The sequence below is a fragment of the Achromobacter seleniivolatilans genome (assembly GCF_030864005.1).
Lineage (GTDB): Bacteria > Pseudomonadota > Gammaproteobacteria > Burkholderiales > Burkholderiaceae_B > Achromobacter > Achromobacter seleniivolatilans.
This window is the reverse complement of the sequence record NZ_CP132976.1, coordinates 6,478,457-6,494,506: the sequence shown is the minus strand read 5'-3', so window position 1 is coordinate 6,494,506 and position 16,050 is coordinate 6,478,457. Positions and strand designations below refer to the sequence as shown.

Below are 16,050 nucleotides of genomic sequence, written 5' to 3'. Positions count from 1 at the left end.
TTAGAAAACTAGCCGGCTTTACGCGGCTTGCGCGGTGCATTGCGCGCAAGCCGGTCGTAGACGGCGTTGGGCAGCAGGCGCATTAATTTGGCCACCACGCCCATCTGCCACGGAATCACCGTGTAGGACGCGCCGCGTTCAATTGCCGCATACGCGCGCGCCGCGAAAGCGTCTGCTTCCATCAGGAACGGCATCGAGTACGGGTTGTGCGCCGTCATGGCAGTCTTGATGTAGCCGGGTGCAATCGTCACGACACGGATGCCCTCGCCCGCCAGCTCCAGCCGCAGGCTTTCGCAGTACGTCACCACCGCGGATTTGGATGCGCTGTAGGCGCCCGCCCCAGGCAAACCGCGCACACCGGCTACGCTGGCAATCCCCACCAGACGGCCTGAACCTGCCGTGCGCATGGCGCCGACAAACGGTTCAAAGGTGGCAACAGTGGCCAGCAGATTGGTGTCCACAATGGCTTTGAAGACGTCGTAGTCTTCGCCATGGTCAGTCAAGGTGCCCGCGCTGATCCCTGCGCTGGCGATGACCACATCTACCCTGCCCTGGCAAAACGCAATAAAGTCCTGCGCGGCAGCATGCAGGGCTGCGCGATCGCGCACATCCACGGCATAGCAGCGGTGCTGGCCGGGCAAGCTTTCCGCCAATTCGCGCAGCGCGTCTTCGCGCCGGCCCAACAGGCCCAGCGTGGCGCCCGTTGCGGCATATTGCTGCGCCAGAGCGCGGCCCAGGCCACTGCTGGCGCCGGTGATGAAGACTCGGTTCATGGATAGCCTGACCGCCCGGACGGACGGATAAAGATACGTTGCAAAGCATCAGGGCACGCTCTCGCGTGCCCTGATGTTGACTTACGCCTGCCCTTGCAGGGAGGCGTGAAGCTCTTGCAGCGAGTAGACCTGCAAGCCCAGGCCTTGGCGCAGATACTGCATGCCTTCAACCGCGGCGCGGGCGCCAGCGATGGTCGTGAAGAAAGTCACGCGTGCAGCCAGCGACTGGGTGCGGATGGTGCGCGAATCAACGATGGCGTTGCGACGCTCTTCGACGGTGTTGATGACCAGCGCGATTTCGCCGTTCTTCACCATGTCGACGATGTGCGGACGGCCTTCAGTGACCTTGTTCACCACTTGCACCGGGATGCCGGCAGCTTGGATCTCGGCAGCCGTGCCACGCGTGGCAACCAGCTTGAAGCCCAGAGCGTCCAGACCACGCGCCACTTCCACGGCGAGGGGTTTGTCCTGATTCTTCACGCTGATGAACACCGTGCCGGAATCCGGCAGACGCACGCCTGCAGCCAGTTGCGACTTCACGAAGGCTTCGCCGAAGCTCATGCCCACGCCCATCACTTCACCGGTCGACTTCATTTCCGGGCCCAGAATGGTGTCTACGCCCGGGAACTTCACGAACGGGAACACGGCTTCCTTGACCGAGAAGTAAGGCGGCACGACTTCCTTCGTGATGCCTTGGGACGCCAGCGTCTGGCCGGCCATGGCGCGCGCGGCGATCTTGGCCAGTTGCAGGCCGGTGGCCTTCGACACGTAGGGCACCGTACGCGATGCGCGCGGGTTCACTTCCAGCACGTAGACGTCACCGCCCTGGATCGCGAACTGCACGTTCATCAGGCCGCTGACGTTCAGGGCCTTGGCCATCATCGTCGTCTGGCGCTTGATCTCGGCGATGACTTCCGCCGACAGCGAGTACGGCGGCAGGCTGCAAGCCGAATCGCCCGAGTGCACGCCGGCCTGTTCGATGTGTTCCATGACGCCGCCGATGAAGACGGTTTCGCCATCGGCCAGGCAGTCCACGTCCACTTCGGTCGCGTTGTTCAGGAAGCGGTCCAGCAGCACGGGCGAGTCATTGCTGACCTTCACGGCCTCGCGCATGTAGCGCTCGAGGTCTTGTTGCTCGTGGACGATTTCCATGGCGCGGCCGCCCAGCACGTAGCTGGGGCGAACCACCAGCGGATAGCCGATTTCGGTGGCGTGGGCCAGGGCCTCGCCTTCCGTGCGCGCAGTGCGGTTGGGCGGCTGGCGCAGGCCAAGCTTGTTCAACAGCTTCTGGAAACGCTCGCGGTCTTCAGCGACGTCGATGGATTCCGGGCTGGTGCCGATGATGGGCACGCCGTTGGCTTCCAGAGCACGCGCCAGCTTCAACGGGGTTTGGCCGCCGTACTGGACGATCATGCCAACCGGATTTTCCTTGTGGACGATTTCAAGCACGTCTTCCAAGGTCAGCGGTTCGAAGTACAGGCGGTCCGACGTGTCGTAGTCGGTGGACACGGTTTCCGGGTTGCAGTTGACCATGATGGTCTCGTACCCGTCTTCGCGCAGCGCCAGCGCGGCATGCACGCAGCAGTAGTCGAATTCGATGCCTTGGCCGATACGGTTCGGACCACCGCCCAGCACCACGATCTTCTTGCGATCGGTGGGCGCGGCTTCGCACTCTTCCTCGTACGTGGAGTACATGTAGGCGGTGCGGGTGGCGAATTCAGCGGCGCAGGTGTCCACGCGCTTGTAGACCGGGCGCACATTCAGCTGGTGACGCAGCTTGCGGACTTCGGATTCGGCCGAGTCCAGCAGGAAAGCCAGGCGGCGGTCAGAGAAACCGCGGCGCTTCAGTTCCCACAGGGTCGCGTAGTCCAGGTCGGCCAGCGTCTTTTGTTCCAGCGCCAGTTCGATGTCGACGATTTCCTTGATCTGCGACAGGAACCACGGGTCGATGTGCGTAATGTTGTGCACTTCGTCCAGCGTGAAACCTTGCGCAAAGGCGTCGCCCACATACCAGATGCGTTCCGGACCGGGCTCGCCCAGTTCGACTTGCAGCTTTTCGCGGTCGGTGGTTTTTTGGTTCAGGCCGTCGACGCCGACTTCCAGACCACGCAGCGCCTTCTGGAACGATTCCTGGAAGGTACGGCCGATGGCCATAACTTCACCCACGGACTTCATCTGGGTGGTCAGGCGCGCGTCGGCGGTGGGGAATTTCTCGAATGCGAAACGCGGCACCTTGGTGACGACGTAGTCAATCGACGGTTCGAACGAGGCAGGCGTAGCGCCGCCGGTGATTTCGTTCTTGAGCTCGTCCAGCGTGTAACCCACGGCCAGGCGCGCAGCGACCTTGGCGATGGGAAAGCCGGTGGCCTTGGAGGCCAGGGCCGACGAACGCGACACGCGCGGGTTCATCTCGATGACGATCATGCGGCCGTCGCGCGGGTTGACCGCGAACTGCACGTTCGAGCCGCCCGTGTCCACGCCGATCTCGCGCAATACCGCGATCGATGCATTACGCATGATCTGGTATTCCTTGTCGGTCAGCGTTTGAGCCGGCGCCACGGTGATCGAGTCACCGGTGTGCACGCCCATCGGGTCCAGGTTTTCGATCGAGCACACGATGATGCAGTTATCCGCCTTGTCGCGGACCACTTCCATCTCGAATTCCTTCCAGCCCAGGAGCGACTCTTCAATCAAGAGTTCGCTGGTGGGCGAGGCTTCCAGGCCACGGCGGCAGATCGTTTCGAATTCTTCGGCGTTGTAGGCAATACCGCCGCCCGAACCGCCCATCGTGAAGCTGGGGCGGATAACGGCCGGGAAACCCGAGGTGCCGACTTCAACCGCAATGCGGCGCTGCACTTCCCAGGCTTCGTCCATGCTGTGAGCAACGCCCGACTTGGCCGATTCCAGGCCGATGTCGGTCATGGCCTGCTTGAACTTCTGGCGGTCTTCGGCCTTTTCGATGGCGTGTTCGTTGGCGCCGATCAGTTCCACGTTGTGCTTTTTCAGCACGCCGTGGTGAGCCAGATCCAGAGCGCAATTCAGCGCGGTCTGGCCGCCCATGGTCGGCAGCAGCGCATCGGGCTTTTCACGCTCGATGATCTTTTCAACGGCTTGCCAGGTGATGGGCTCGATGTACGTGACGTCAGCCGTTTCCGGGTCCGTCATGATCGTGGCGGGGTTGCTGTTCACCAGAATGGTGCGGTAACCCTCGGCCTTGAGCGCCTTGCACGCCTGTGCGCCGGAATAGTCGAATTCGCAAGCCTGCCCGATGATGATGGGGCCGGCGCCAATGATGAGTATGCTTTTTAGGTCTGTACGCTTAGGCATGATGCAATCTTTACTTTTGGCCGGACATCAGGGCGATGAACTTGTCGAACAGTTCAAGGATGTCGTGCGGACCCGGGCTGGCTTCGGGGTGACCCTGGAAGCAGAAGGCCGGGCGGTCGGTGAGCTCGAAGCCCTGCAAGGTGCCGTCGAACAGCGACACGTGCGTCACGCGCGCATTGGCCGGCAGGCTGGCAGCGTCGACCGCGAAGCCATGGTTCTGGCTCGTGATGAACACGCGCTTGGACTGGAGGTCCTGCACGGGGTGGTTCGCGCCGTGGTGGCCCGTCTTCATCTTGAGCGTCTTGCCGCCCACGGCCAGGCCCATGATCTGGTGACCCAGGCAGATGCCGAATACCGGCAGCTTCTTGTCCAGGAACGTGCGGGTGGCGGTGATGGCGTAGTCGCAGGGCTCGGGGTCGCCGGGGCCGTTGGACAGGAACACGCCGTCAGGATTGAGCTTCAAGACGTCTTCGGCGCTGGTTTGCGCGGGCACCAAAGTCAGGCGGCAGCCACGGTCAGCCAGCAGGCGCAAGATGTTGGTCTTGATGCCGAAGTCGTAGGCCACGACGTGGAACTTGGACTGGTCGGGCTTGGAGAAGCCTTCGCCCAATTGCCAAGTGCCTTCGGTCCATTCGCTGCTGGACGTGACGGATACCACCTTCGCCAGATCCTGGCCGGCCATGCCGGCAAAGCCGCGAGCCAGTTCAACAGCGCGCTCTGCGTCGGTGCCGACGAAGATGCAGCCGCCCTGGGCGCCTTTTTCACGCAGGATGCGCGTGAGCTTGCGGGTGTCGATGCCAGAAATGGCGACGATGCCCTGCGCGGCCAGATAGTCGGGCAGGGACTGCGTGGAACGGAAGTTCGACACGCGGGCGGGACAGTCACGGACCACCAATCCGGCGGCATAGACGCGATTGGCTTCCACGTCTTCGGCGTTGACGCCGGTGTTGCCAATGTGCGGATAGGTCAGCGTGACGATCTGGCCGCTATAGCTGGGATCGGTGAGAATTTCCTGGTACCCGGTCATAGCAGTGTTGAACACTACTTCGGCAACGGTATGCCCAGACGCACCGATCGACACGCCTCGAAAAATGGTACCGTCCGCCAGAGCCAGAATTGCAGGAGGGAAGCGGTTGATCCCCTCGGGAAAAAGTTGCGGCAGCACAGTAAACCCCGGTTTTAGAATCGATAATCAAACCTTCGGATTATACCTTGGCCGGGCGACTTTCCTGGCGATCCGCGCCAAATAAGGCCGAAACGGGTGGTTAAGCCTGTTTTTACCCCTGCCGCGAACCCTCCCGCATGTGGCCGATCTTGACCCTGCGGCGGCAGTGATACGCTAGGACACCTTCAACCCTAGCCAGCTGCGAGCCGTAACGTCCATGTCCAGCCAACTTGACGCCCTGCGCAATCACACCACCGTTGTCGCCGACACGGGGGATTTCGAAGCGATGAAGGCGTTGCGTCCCACCGACGCCACCACCAATCCGTCCCTTATCTTGAAGGCCGTGCAGCAGGACGCCTACCGCCCGCTGCTGGAAAAGACTGCCCAAGACCATCGCGGCGCATCAACGCCAGAACTGGTCGACCGCCTGCTGGTGGCTTTCGGGCGCGCCATTCTGAATATTGTGCCGGGCCGCGTGTCGACCGAAGTCGATGCCCGCCTGTCGTTTGATACCCAGGGCACCATCGAGCGGGCTCGCGGGCTGATCGCGCTGTACGAAGCCGCAGGGGTGCCGCGCGAGCGCGTGCTGATCAAGATTGCAGCCACCTGGGAAGGCATCCAGGCCGCCCGCGTCTTGCAGGCGGAAGGCGTGCACTGCAACCTGACGCTGTTGTTCTCGCTGCCCCAGGCCGTGGCCTGCGCCGACGCCAAAGTCCAGCTGATTTCGCCGTTTGTGGGCCGCATCTACGACTGGCACAAGAAGAGCGCCGGCGCATCATGGGTTGAAGCCGACAATGCGGGAGCCCAGGACCCGGGCGTACTTTCCGTGACCCGCATCTATCGCTACTACAAGCAGTGCGGCATTCCGACCGAAATCATGGGCGCCAGCTTCCGCAACGTGGGCCAGATCCTGGCCTTGTCCGGCTGCGACCTGCTGACGATCAGCCCCGACCTGCTGAACAAGCTGGTCAGCACGCCCGGCGATGCGCCCGCGCAATTGCGCGCGGACGACACCGGCGCCCCGCTGACCCGCATTGGGGCCGACGAAATCAGCTTCCGCACCTTGCTTAACGAAGACGCGATGGCCAGCGAAAAACTGTCCGAAGGCATCCGCCTGTTTGTGGCGGACGCAGTCAAGCTGGATGCGCTGATCGAAGCGCAGCGCGGCTGATCACCACGTTGCCCCAGAAACGCGCGCCGTTACCTGAACCGACACGCGCGCGTTTCTTTTTCTGTCAGCGATGGTCGTGCGAATGCACCTGCAACGCTTCCAGAAAGCGCGACACCATGTTGTAGGCGGCCACCGTCGCCGTCAATTCGACGATCAGCTTTTCAGAGCCCAATGCCGCCCGGGCCGCATGGAACACGGCATCTGGCACTTGGACATGGCGCGTCATCGCGTCCGTGTAGGCCAGCACGGCCTTTTCACGTTCATCGAACAATGCAGAGGTTTCCCAAGCGTCCAGCGCGTCCAGCTGTGCTTGGGACACGCCTTCTTTCAGGGCGATTGGCGCATGCTGATCGGCCTCGTAAGGGGCGCCATTGATCGCGGCCACACGCATGATCACCAGTTCGCGCAAATCACCGGGCAATGTGCTGAGCTGGCGGATTGACGTCAGATAGTTCAGCCAGCCTGCGGCCACCGGGGGGCTATGGAGCAGCATCTGATACAGGTGCAGAACACTGCCGCGCTCGGCGACGATGCGATCGACGAGGGGCCGTGCATCAGGATGAGTCAGATCGGCGTAGGGTAGACGAGCCATGAAAACTCCATATGGGTGACGGGCTGCAAATACATACATTCGTACAATATCTTTGACATAATGACAGGACATTGCGCGTCCCGGTACCTACCTCGAATGAATGCGCCCACCCAATCCCATCCGCCCGTCACACTCGCCAATTGCGATAGCGAACCGATACACATACCGGGCGCCATTCAGCCGTTGGGCGCGTTGCTGGCATTCGATGCGGATGGCATTTTGCGATTTGCCAGCGAAAATGCGGCCCAGCTTCTGGGATCGCAGCTGACGCTGGGACTAGCGTGCGCCCCGGGCGCGCTGCCGCAAGCATTGGCGCACTATCTGGAAACCTGGCTGAGGAACGCGGACCCCATTTTCGACCCGCTGACGATCACCCTGGGCGCCACCACGTACGACGTCATCGGCCACAGAAATGGGGACGGCTTGACGATCATCGAGCTGGAACGCCGTACCGAAGACAATTCCGTCGCCGACCCTGCCCTTATCTATCGCAGCATAGAACGCGTGCGCCGCCAGCCCGACACAAAGAGCTTGCTCGACAGCGCCCTGCGTGAAGTGCGGCGCGCAACCGGTTTTGACCGGGTAATGGCCTACCGCTTTCATCCCGACGACAGCGGCGAGATCGTGGCCGAACAACGCCACGATACGCTGGAAGATTGGGTCGGACGCCGTTATCCCGCGGGCGACATCCCTGCGCAGGCCCGGCGTCTGTACACCGTCAACACCCTGCGCCAGATTGCGGACGCCGGCTACCAGCCGATCCGAGTGCTCGGCGCGCCGTCTACCAGCCCGCGCCCGCTGGACATGAGCTTTTCGTCTTTGCGCAGCGTGTCCCCCGTGCATTTGGAGTACATGGCGAACATGGGCGTGCAGGCATCAATGAGCCTGTCGCTGGTGATCGGCGGCCAACTGTGGGGCATGATTGCCTGCCATCACCATTCGCCCCACCCTATTCCCTACCCCGCACGCCTGGCTTGCGAAGCGCTTGCGCAGGTGCTGTCCGCGGCCATCGCGAATATCGAAGGCAATGCGCGCGCCGAAGACGCACGCCGCAATGCGGCGCTGGTAAGCCAGTTGGCCGAACGGGTGTCTGCCTCGGAGAACGTTCCGCACGCTTTGTCCTGCGGCCCGCAAACCCCTGGGTCCCTGATCCCGGGCGATGCCACGCTTTGTTTGTGGGGCAACAGCGTGACGGTGTTTGGCGGTATTGCTCCGCGCGGCGAGCTCGCGGGCATTTTGTGCGCGCTGGATCAAAGCGGCCAGCGGCTGGTGCATACCGATAACATCGCCCGCGACTACCCCGATCTGCAAACGGATCTGGTGCCCTACGCGGGGCTGCTTGCCTGCAAGTTCGATCCCATGAACAACGGGTGGCTGATCTGGCTGCGCAAAGAGCAGATCGAAACGCTGGTGTGGGGCGGCAAGCCTGAAAAGCAATATGCGGTCGGCAGCCTGGGGCCGCGCCTGACACCGCGCGGTTCGTTTGAGGCCTGGCGGGAAGTGGTGCGCAATACGAGCATGCCGTGGCTGCCCGCTGAACTTGAAGCCGCCGACAACCTGCGAGACGAGCTTTCCCACATCGCCACCAGCCGCACTGCGGATGTGGACCGGGCGCGCACCGCCTTGCTGGCCATGCTGGGTCATGATTTGCGCGACCCTCTGCAATCCATTTCCATGGCCGCCACCCTATTGTCCAAGACCGACTCCGGCGCGCGCATGGGCGAACGCATCCGCTATTCAAGCGGCCGGATGCAGCGCCTGATATCCCAAGTGCTGGATTTGTCTCGCTTGCAAGGCGGCATGGGCCTGGGTATAGAAAAGCGGCCGTGTGATTTATCTGTTCTGGTGAACAGCCTGATCGACGAAAAGCGCCAAGCCTACCCCGGCTTGCGCATCGAACCTGATATCGAGCCAGGCCTGAACCTGATGGCCGATACTGACCGCATAGCGCAGGTGCTCACCAATCTGATGAGCAACGCGCGCCAGCACGGCGCGCCGCGCCAGCCTATTCTGGTGCAGGCGCGAAGGATAGGCAGCAATATTGAACTGCGCGTGATCAATCATGGCGAGCCCATTGCAGATGATTTGCTTGCGCATCTGTTCTCGCCTTTCAAACCCGAATCATTGGGCCAATCACGCAACCGCAATGGCCTGGGGCTGGGCCTGTATATTGCTGATCAAGTCGTTCGCGACCATGAAGGCGATATCGCCGTGGATTGCCACGATGGCCTGGTCTGTTTTACGGTGACGTTGCCGCGCGACTTGCGCGACACCCTGCACCCTTGAATTCTGGAGACTTCATTTGAACGATGCGCGTTCGATTCGCGTCCTGCTGGTTGACGACAATGAAATTGGCTCAGAGCTTCTGGCCGAGTTTCTGGCGCTATCCGGCGTAGAGACACGTTGCGCCGCCACTGGCAAAGAAGCTTTGCAGCTTGCCGACAGTTTTTTCCCTGAAGCCGTGCTGGTAGATATTCTGCTGCCCGACATGGATGGCTATCAACTGGCGAACCTGCTGCGCGCGCGCCCGGCCCCCCCTCGCATTTATGCGTTGAGCGGGCTGGCGCGTCACGACCGCCGCGACGACGCGGGCGGCGTTTTCAATGGCTGGATAGAAAAACCGGCCGACCCGGACGCCCTGCTCGCCATCCTGCGTCAAGCTGACTGATGGCGGATGGAATGAGCGTCTTACCTCTTACCGCACTGGCGGCACGCGGCGTCCAGTTCAAGGTGCTGTCGCAGATCTTTCCGGTTCTGCGTCACGAAGTGGTAGGACCTCTGTCCAACGCCACGCTGGCCGCCGCCATGTTGCGCCAGTCCCCGGACGGCGCCAACGCCGAAGCCTTGCAGCAGCGTTGCCATCGTTTGGCTGGCGATCTGACTGGCATGCTGGACGACAGCGTCAACGTCGTGCGCGAGCTGGATCAATGGCTGGCAGACAACGGCGCCATCACATCGACAGAAGATTTGCTGCGCGACTGCCGCAAGCTGATGTTCTCGCACCTGTTGTTGTCCAGGCACAGCATCATCTGGCCCGAAGACGTGGCGGCCGTCCAATTGCCGCAGTTTTCTTCGCGATACCTGCTCTTGGCGTGGCTGCTTTGCCTGTTGCGCGAGTTGCCCGCCGACGCAGGGCTGACATTGGACTTTTCACAAGCCGGAGTATGGCGCGCCCGCTTTCCCGAAGGGCAGGCCGCGTCCGCTGGCGCCGGGCAAGCTGACGTTTTCGATCTGCAAGAAGTTGAATTGCTTGCGGCCGCATCAGGCTGGCGCCTTGAACGTCAAGCGCAATGCTGGTCGTTACACGCGCCTGCCCATCCCCTTTGACAACGAGAGGCCGACATGATTTCCCCCGTCCATCAGTTGCTTCGCGAAGGCACCCGTGAGCGGCACGAAACACTGGACCAGGGACTGGCGCTGGCTGGCAGCGAAGTCGATCGCAGCGATTATCTGAATTACCTGCGCGCACTGCTGGGCTGGCTGGAACCGCTGGAACAACGGCTTTGGCAACTGGACTGGCCCGACAGCCTGCAAGCGCCCGCACGCGCGGACAAAAGCGCCTGGATTCGCGCCGACCTGGCTTCAGCTGGCGATGCGTCGCCGGTGCCGCAGTGCACGGATGCGCCACGCGTTGACGCCGCTGATGCCTACGCCTTGGGCGTCGCGTATGTGGTCGAGGGATCGCAATTGGGCGGCCGCTTTCTGGCCAAGCATCTGGCTGATGTCACCCCCGCGTTGCCCCTGCGTTATCTGCGCGGCTACGAGGACCAGGTTGGACCGATGTGGAAGGGTTTTCTGCAATATCTGGATAGCGAAGATGGCGCGCAGGGCCAGGAGGCTCAAGCCTTGCAAGGCGCGCGAGATGCATTCGATAGTTTGACAGCCTGGCTGCGCAGCCAGCAGGCGATACGCGCTTGATGCGCGTTGTCCGCAACGCCGTGGCGTTGCGGACTGTTCCGCTTAGAGCTTCTCGGTTTCGCCCGATTTAGGCTGCCACTTCATCAGCCGCTTTTCGCCAATGCCGACGATATAGTCCAGCACCAGCGCAAACGCCGTCAGCACAACGATGCCGGCGAACACGGTATTCACGTCAAACGTGCCTTCTGCCTGAAGAATCAGGTAACCCACGCCGCTTGCCGACCCCAGGTATTCGCCCACCACCGCGCCCACAAACGCCAGGCCCACAGACGTATGCAGGCTGGAAAACACCCAGCTGGTGGCCGACGGCAGGTACACGTGGCGCAGCAGTTGCCGCTGACGTGCACCCAACATGCGGGCATTGTCCAGCAGGGTTGGGCTGACTTCACGCACGCCCTGGTAGACGTTGAAGAACACGATGAAGAACACCAGCGTCACCGCCAGAGCCACCTTGGACCAGATTCCCAGACCGAACCACATGCCGAAGATAGGCGCCAAAATCACCCGCGGCATCGAGTTGGCGGCCTTGATGTAGGGATCAAGAATGGCGCTGGCGCGCGGCGACAAGCCCAGCCACAGGCCAAAGCCCAGGCCGGCAATCGTGCCGATGAAAAAGGCCAGTACCGTTTCCGTCAAGGTCACCCATAAATGGGTGTAGATGTCTGCATTGGTGACGAACCAGGCCCAGATACGGCCCCAGACCTTCAGCGGTTCACCGAAAAAGAACGCCACTTTGGAATCGCGCGATGCAAAATGCCACACGCCCAGAATGATCACAAGCAAGAGCAATTGCCAGAAGCGCAGACTGGCGGAACCGGTTTTGAATGACTTCGACATACGTCAGGCTCGCTTCTGTTGGGCATAGCCCTTAAGCACTTCTTCGCGCAGCACGGCCCAGATGGCCGAATGCAGCTCGACAAAGCGCGGATGGGCGCGCACCTCGGCCACGTCGCGCGGACGCGGCAGGTCGATGGTGAATTCGCCGATCGGGTGCGTGCCGGGCCCCGCCGACAACACCACCACGCGATCGCTCATCGCGATGGCTTCGTCCAGATCGTGCGTAATGAACAGCACGGCCTTGCGCTTGGCCATCCACAGTTCCAGGACTTCGTTTTCCATCAGCTGGCGGGTCTGGATATCCAGCGCCGAGAACGGTTCGTCCATCAGGATGATGTCTGGATCGCGGATCAGCGTTTGAGCCAGCATGGCGCGTTTGCGCATGCCGCCCGACATCTGGTGCGGATAGCGTTCTTCAAAGCCGCCCAAACCCACGCGGCGCATCCACTCGCGGCCGCGCTCCAGCCCTTGCTCACGCGGCACGCCGGCGAAATCCAGGCCGGCTACCACGTTGTCCAGCGCGCTGCGCCAGGGCAAGAGCGCCTCGCCCTGGAACATATAGCCTGCGCGCGAATTGATGCCGGACAAAGGCTGTCCAAACACCTTCACCTGGCCCGTCGACGGCGCCAGCAAGCCAGCGCTGACGTTGAGCAGCGTGGACTTGCCGCAACCGGTCGGGCCCACCACCGACACGAACTCCCCTGGCGCGATGGCCAGAGTCGTGTCGCTGACGGCGGTGTAGCGCTGCGAACGGTCGTCACGCGAAACAAAGGTGCAACTGATATTTTCCAGCGACAGTGCGGCTTCAGCCATTGGCATACTTCTCGTTGGCGCGGCGCGCAAAGTCATTGGTCCAGACCTTGGACGGGTCGATCTTCGAGCCATCGAAGTCAGCCTGATAAGCGGCCAGCGCCTTCAAGGCCGTGGCAGCGCCGTCTTCGGGAATCAGACCGTCTGGAGACAGACCTTCCAGGCTCTTGGTGATCGCGGCCTTGTACACGGCCGGGTCGCCCAGCAAGTACGTTTCAGGCACGACCTTGGCGATCTCGTCGGCGCCAGCCTTTTGAATCCACTTGTCCGCGCGCACCAGCGCATTCGTCAGCGCCTGCGTCGTGTTCGGGTTGGCGTCGATGAAGGCTTGCGGGGCATACAGGCAGCCGGCGGGCATGTTGCCGCCGAAGATCGCCTGGGTATCCTTGAGCGTGCGCGTATCGATGATGATTTGGATGTCGCCCGGCAATTCCAGCATCGACACCACGGGGTCGGTATTGGAGATGGCGTCGATCTGGCCGCTGCGCAATGCCGTTACCGCGCCTGCGCCCGCGCCCACGCCAATGATGGACACGTCAGAAGCCTTCAGGCCGTGTTTGGCCAGGAAGAAGCTGACCACCATGTTGGTGGACGAGCCCGGCGCGGTCACGCCGATCTTCTTGCCTTTCAGGTCAGCTGGCCCCTTGTAGTTGGGCATATTCTTCTTGGACACGCCCACGCCGATCATCGGCGCGCGGCCCTGCAGCACAAAGGCGCGATAGGCCTGGCCTTTGGACTGCATGGACAACGTGTGTTCAAACGCGCCCGACACCACGTCGGCGCTGCCGCCCACAACCGCCTGCAAGGCCTTGGAGCCGCCGGCGAAGTCGGCGATGCTGACATCCAGCCCTTCGTCCTTGAAGTAGCCGCGGGCTTCTGCAATGGTCAAGGGCAGGTAATAGATCAGGGGCTTGCCGCCCACTGCGATCTGAACTTTGGTTTTTTCAAGTTTTTGGGCGCGCACGATGGCGGGCGCCATGCTCATGACGCCGGCGGCGCCGGCCATCTTGAGCAGTTCACGGCGGGTGACTGACATAGGGTTGTCTCCTAATTTTCGGGTTTGCCGATAGCGCCGGTCTTTGCCAGCTCGTCGATAGCCGCTGAATCATACCCTAGCGATTTCAGGACTTCCTCGGTATGTTCCCCTAATTTCGGGCCTACCCAGCGCGTCTGGCCAGGGGTCTCCGACAGCTTGGGAACAACGGCGGGCAGCTTGACGGGACTGCCGTCGGCAAAGTGGTGTTGCTCGATCATGCGGCGCGCCAGGAACTGCGGATCGCTGAACATATCGGCCACGCTATATATTTTGCCCACGGGCACGTCGGCGCTTTTGAGCGTATCCAGCGCCGCCTCAATGCCACGGCCGTCGCACCATTGCTGGATCGCGCCGTCGATCTCGGTCACGCGGCGCGCGCGGCCGTCGTTGCGCACCAGATCCGGGTCTTCCGCCAAATCGTCGCGGCCAATGGCCCGCATCAGGCGATGGAAAATCGCGTCGCCGTTTCCAGCAATGACAATGTTCTGTCCATCGCGGGTGGTGTAGGTATTGGACGGCACAATGCCGGGAAGCGCGCCGCCCGTGCGTTCGCGCACAACACCCGCTACGTCGTATTCGGGCACCAGGCTTTCCATCATGTTGAAGACGGCCTCGTATAGCGCCACGTCCACCATCTGGCCCTGCCCGGCTTGCGATTCAGCGCCCGTTTTTCCGTTCCAGCGGCCGCCGGTGGCATCCCGGTGGCGCAGCGCCATCATGGCGCCTATCACGCCATGCAGCGCGGCGATCGAATCCCCGATCGAGATCCCGACCCGCAGCGGCGGCCGGTCGGGATGGCCCGAGACGTAGCGCAATCCGCCCATGGATTCGCCAATCGCGCCGAAGCCGGGCTGGTCCTTCATGGGGCCAGTCTGACCGTAGCCTGACAGCCGCACCATGATCAGCGCCGGATTGATCGCGCGCAGTTGTTCAAAACCCAGCCCCCATTTTTCCAGCACGCCGGGCCGGTAGTTCTCGACCACGACATCGGCGTCCAGCGCCAGCTTGCGGGCGATTTCCTGCGCGCGCGGGTCTTTCAGATTGAGGGCGATGGATTGCTTGTTGCGGGCCTGTACCGTCCACCAGAGCGAATTGCCCTCGTGCAGATGGCGCCAACTGCGTATCGGGTCGCCGCCCCCCGTGCCATCCGGCCCGTGCGGGGTTTCCACTTTGATGACGTCGGCACCAAATTCGCCGAAGATGCGTGCGGCAAACGGCCCGGCGATAAGCGTGCCGAGTTCCAGGACTTTCAGTCCGGTCAACGCTGACATGGTTTGTCTTCCTCGTGTGTGTTGCCTTTCCGGTACGTTGCCGGTCGGCTATTTTTGCATCAGGCCGCCCAAAGAAAAAGCGCCCCTAAGGGGCAGCAATCTCTGGGCGCAGGCGCAGCGCGAACACAATTGTCATGCAGAGAGAGCCTCAGGTGACTTTGCGCTCCATCAGTGCCCACGCAATGGTGCCCGCGTCCACATATTCCAGTTCGCTGCCTGCAGGCACGCCGCGCGCCAGGCGCGTGACGCGCAAGCCGCGCTCACCCAGGGCTTCGCCCAGAAAATGGGCCGTGGTCTCGCCTTCCGCAGTGAAATTGGTGGCCAGGATGACTTCCTGCACCTGCCCATCGGTCGCGCGTTTGATGACGCGATCAAAGTCCAGTTCACGCGGGCCTATGCCTTCAAGCGGCGCCACCCGCCCCATCAGCACGTAATACAAGCCGCGATAGCCGTGGCTGGACTCGATCATGTTCTGATCGGCCGGTGTTTCCACGATGCACAGCAGCGACGGGTCACGCTTGGGATTCGCACAGGTGCCACAGACCTCGTCTTCCGAAAAGCTATTGCAGCGGGCGCAATGCTTTAAGTCCCGCACCGCGCCCGCCAGCGCCTGTCCCAGCATGTCCGCGCCTTGCGGGTCATGCTGCAACAGGTGGTAGGCCATGCGCCGGGCTGATCGGATGCCCACGCCGGGCAGACGCCGAAGCGCCTCGATCAGCGAGACCAGCGGTTCGGGTTCAGGAAGTAAGGGGTCCATTGCAGCCTGGGACTACGCCGATCAGAACGGCAGCTTCATGCCCGGGGGCAGCGGCATGCCGGCCGTGACGCCAGCCATCTTTTCTTGCGATGTGGTTTCGGCCTTGCGCAGCGCGTCGTTGAACGCGGCAGCGACCAGATCTTCCAGCATGTCCTTGTCATCGCCCAGCAGGGACGGATCGATCACAACGCGCTTGACGTCGTGACGGCAGGTCATGGTGACCTTGACCAAGCCGCCGCCAGAGGCGCCTTCGACCAGGATCTCGGCCAGCGCATCTTGCGCCTTCTTCATGTTTTCCTGCATTTGCTGCGCCTGGCGCATCAGGCCGGCCAGTTGTCCTTTCATCATGATGGATGTTCCTTGAACGAGGGGAATAAGAGATTGCCGCCGCCG

The 16,050-nt window shown here is 62.2% G+C and carries 15 protein-coding genes; 5 read left to right on the top strand and 10 right to left on the bottom strand.

Annotation, left to right across the window (positions count from 1 at the left end; genetic code table 11):
- Positions 1-8 precede the first annotated feature (8 nt).
- From RAS12_RS29400 to carA, 3 genes are all read right to left on the bottom strand, one after another.
- Positions 9-773, bottom strand: coding sequence for an SDR family oxidoreductase (locus RAS12_RS29400; RefSeq protein ID WP_306944008.1), 765 nt, complete (start codon positions 771-773; stop codon positions 9-11).
- An 81-nt stretch (positions 774-854) separates the two neighbouring features.
- Positions 855-4,100 carry a carbamoyl-phosphate synthase large subunit gene (carB, locus tag RAS12_RS29395; protein ID WP_306944007.1) on the bottom strand — a complete coding sequence of 1,082 codons (3,246 nt, stop codon included), beginning with the start codon at positions 4,098-4,100 and terminating at the stop codon, positions 855-857.
- Positions 4,101-4,110: 10 nt separating this feature from the next.
- The gene (gene carA / locus RAS12_RS29390; RefSeq protein ID WP_306944006.1) at positions 4,111-5,265 is read right to left on the bottom strand and encodes a glutamine-hydrolyzing carbamoyl-phosphate synthase small subunit; all 1,155 of its coding nucleotides are present in this window, start codon (positions 5,263-5,265) and stop codon (positions 4,111-4,113) included.
- A 217-nt stretch (positions 5,266-5,482) separates the two neighbouring features.
- Between carA and tal the strand changes: the two genes are divergently transcribed.
- On the top strand, positions 5,483-6,436 hold the full coding sequence (gene tal / locus RAS12_RS29385; protein ID WP_306944005.1) for a transaldolase: 954 nt from the start codon (positions 5,483-5,485) through the stop codon (positions 6,434-6,436).
- 64 nt (positions 6,437-6,500) lie between these two features.
- Here tal and RAS12_RS29380 read toward each other — a convergent pair whose 3' ends face one another.
- Positions 6,501-7,028: a carboxymuconolactone decarboxylase family protein gene (locus RAS12_RS29380; RefSeq protein ID WP_306944004.1), complete on the bottom strand. Its 528-nt coding sequence runs from the start codon at positions 7,026-7,028 to the stop codon at positions 6,501-6,503.
- A 96-nt stretch (positions 7,029-7,124) separates the two neighbouring features.
- Here RAS12_RS29380 and RAS12_RS29375 point away from each other — a divergent pair, with 96 nt between their 5' ends.
- The 4 genes from RAS12_RS29375 to RAS12_RS29360 are packed head-to-tail and all read left to right on the top strand — an operon-like array spanning position 7,125 to position 10,946.
- Complete coding sequence (locus tag RAS12_RS29375) at positions 7,125-9,314, top strand: ATP-binding protein (protein WP_306944003.1); 2,190 nt, start codon at positions 7,125-7,127, stop codon at positions 9,312-9,314.
- 16 nt (positions 9,315-9,330) lie between these two features.
- Complete coding sequence (locus RAS12_RS29370; protein ID WP_306944002.1) at positions 9,331-9,696, top strand: response regulator; 366 nt, start codon at positions 9,331-9,333, stop codon at positions 9,694-9,696.
- 11 nt (positions 9,697-9,707) lie between these two features.
- Positions 9,708-10,355, top strand: a complete 648-nt coding sequence (locus RAS12_RS29365) for a hypothetical protein (protein ID WP_306944001.1) — start codon at positions 9,708-9,710, stop codon at positions 10,353-10,355.
- Between the two features lie 15 nt (positions 10,356-10,370).
- Positions 10,371-10,946, top strand: coding sequence for a biliverdin-producing heme oxygenase (locus RAS12_RS29360; protein WP_306944000.1), 576 nt, complete (start codon positions 10,371-10,373; stop codon positions 10,944-10,946).
- 42 nt (positions 10,947-10,988) lie between these two features.
- On the opposite strand, the gene RAS12_RS29355 is transcribed toward RAS12_RS29360, so the two are convergent.
- The 6 genes from RAS12_RS29355 to RAS12_RS29330 all read right to left on the bottom strand — a co-directional run bounded on the left by RAS12_RS29355 (position 10,989) and on the right by RAS12_RS29330 (position 16,005).
- Positions 10,989-11,783 (bottom strand): ABC transporter permease, encoded by a 795-nt coding sequence (locus RAS12_RS29355; protein ID WP_306943999.1) that lies wholly within the window; start codon positions 11,781-11,783, stop codon positions 10,989-10,991.
- 3 nt (positions 11,784-11,786) lie between these two features.
- Positions 11,787-12,596, bottom strand: coding sequence for an ABC transporter ATP-binding protein (locus RAS12_RS29350; RefSeq protein WP_306943998.1), 810 nt, complete (start codon positions 12,594-12,596; stop codon positions 11,787-11,789).
- A complete protein-coding gene (locus tag RAS12_RS29345; protein ID WP_306943997.1) occupies positions 12,589-13,629 on the bottom strand; it encodes an ABC transporter substrate-binding protein in 1,041 nt (346 codons plus the stop codon). The genes RAS12_RS29350 and RAS12_RS29345 overlap by 8 nt, the downstream gene beginning before the upstream one ends.
- 11 nt (positions 13,630-13,640) lie before the next feature.
- The gene (locus tag RAS12_RS29340) at positions 13,641-14,900 is read right to left on the bottom strand and encodes a CaiB/BaiF CoA transferase family protein (RefSeq protein WP_306943996.1); all 1,260 of its coding nucleotides are present in this window, start codon (positions 14,898-14,900) and stop codon (positions 13,641-13,643) included.
- Between the two features lie 148 nt (positions 14,901-15,048).
- Positions 15,049-15,657, bottom strand: a complete 609-nt coding sequence (gene recR, locus RAS12_RS29335) for a recombination mediator RecR (RefSeq protein WP_306943995.1) — start codon at positions 15,655-15,657, stop codon at positions 15,049-15,051.
- A 21-nt stretch (positions 15,658-15,678) separates the two neighbouring features.
- Positions 15,679-16,005 (bottom strand): YbaB/EbfC family nucleoid-associated protein, encoded by a 327-nt coding sequence (locus RAS12_RS29330; RefSeq protein ID WP_006221090.1) that lies wholly within the window; start codon positions 16,003-16,005, stop codon positions 15,679-15,681.
- Between the last annotated feature and the right edge of the window lie 45 nt (positions 16,006-16,050).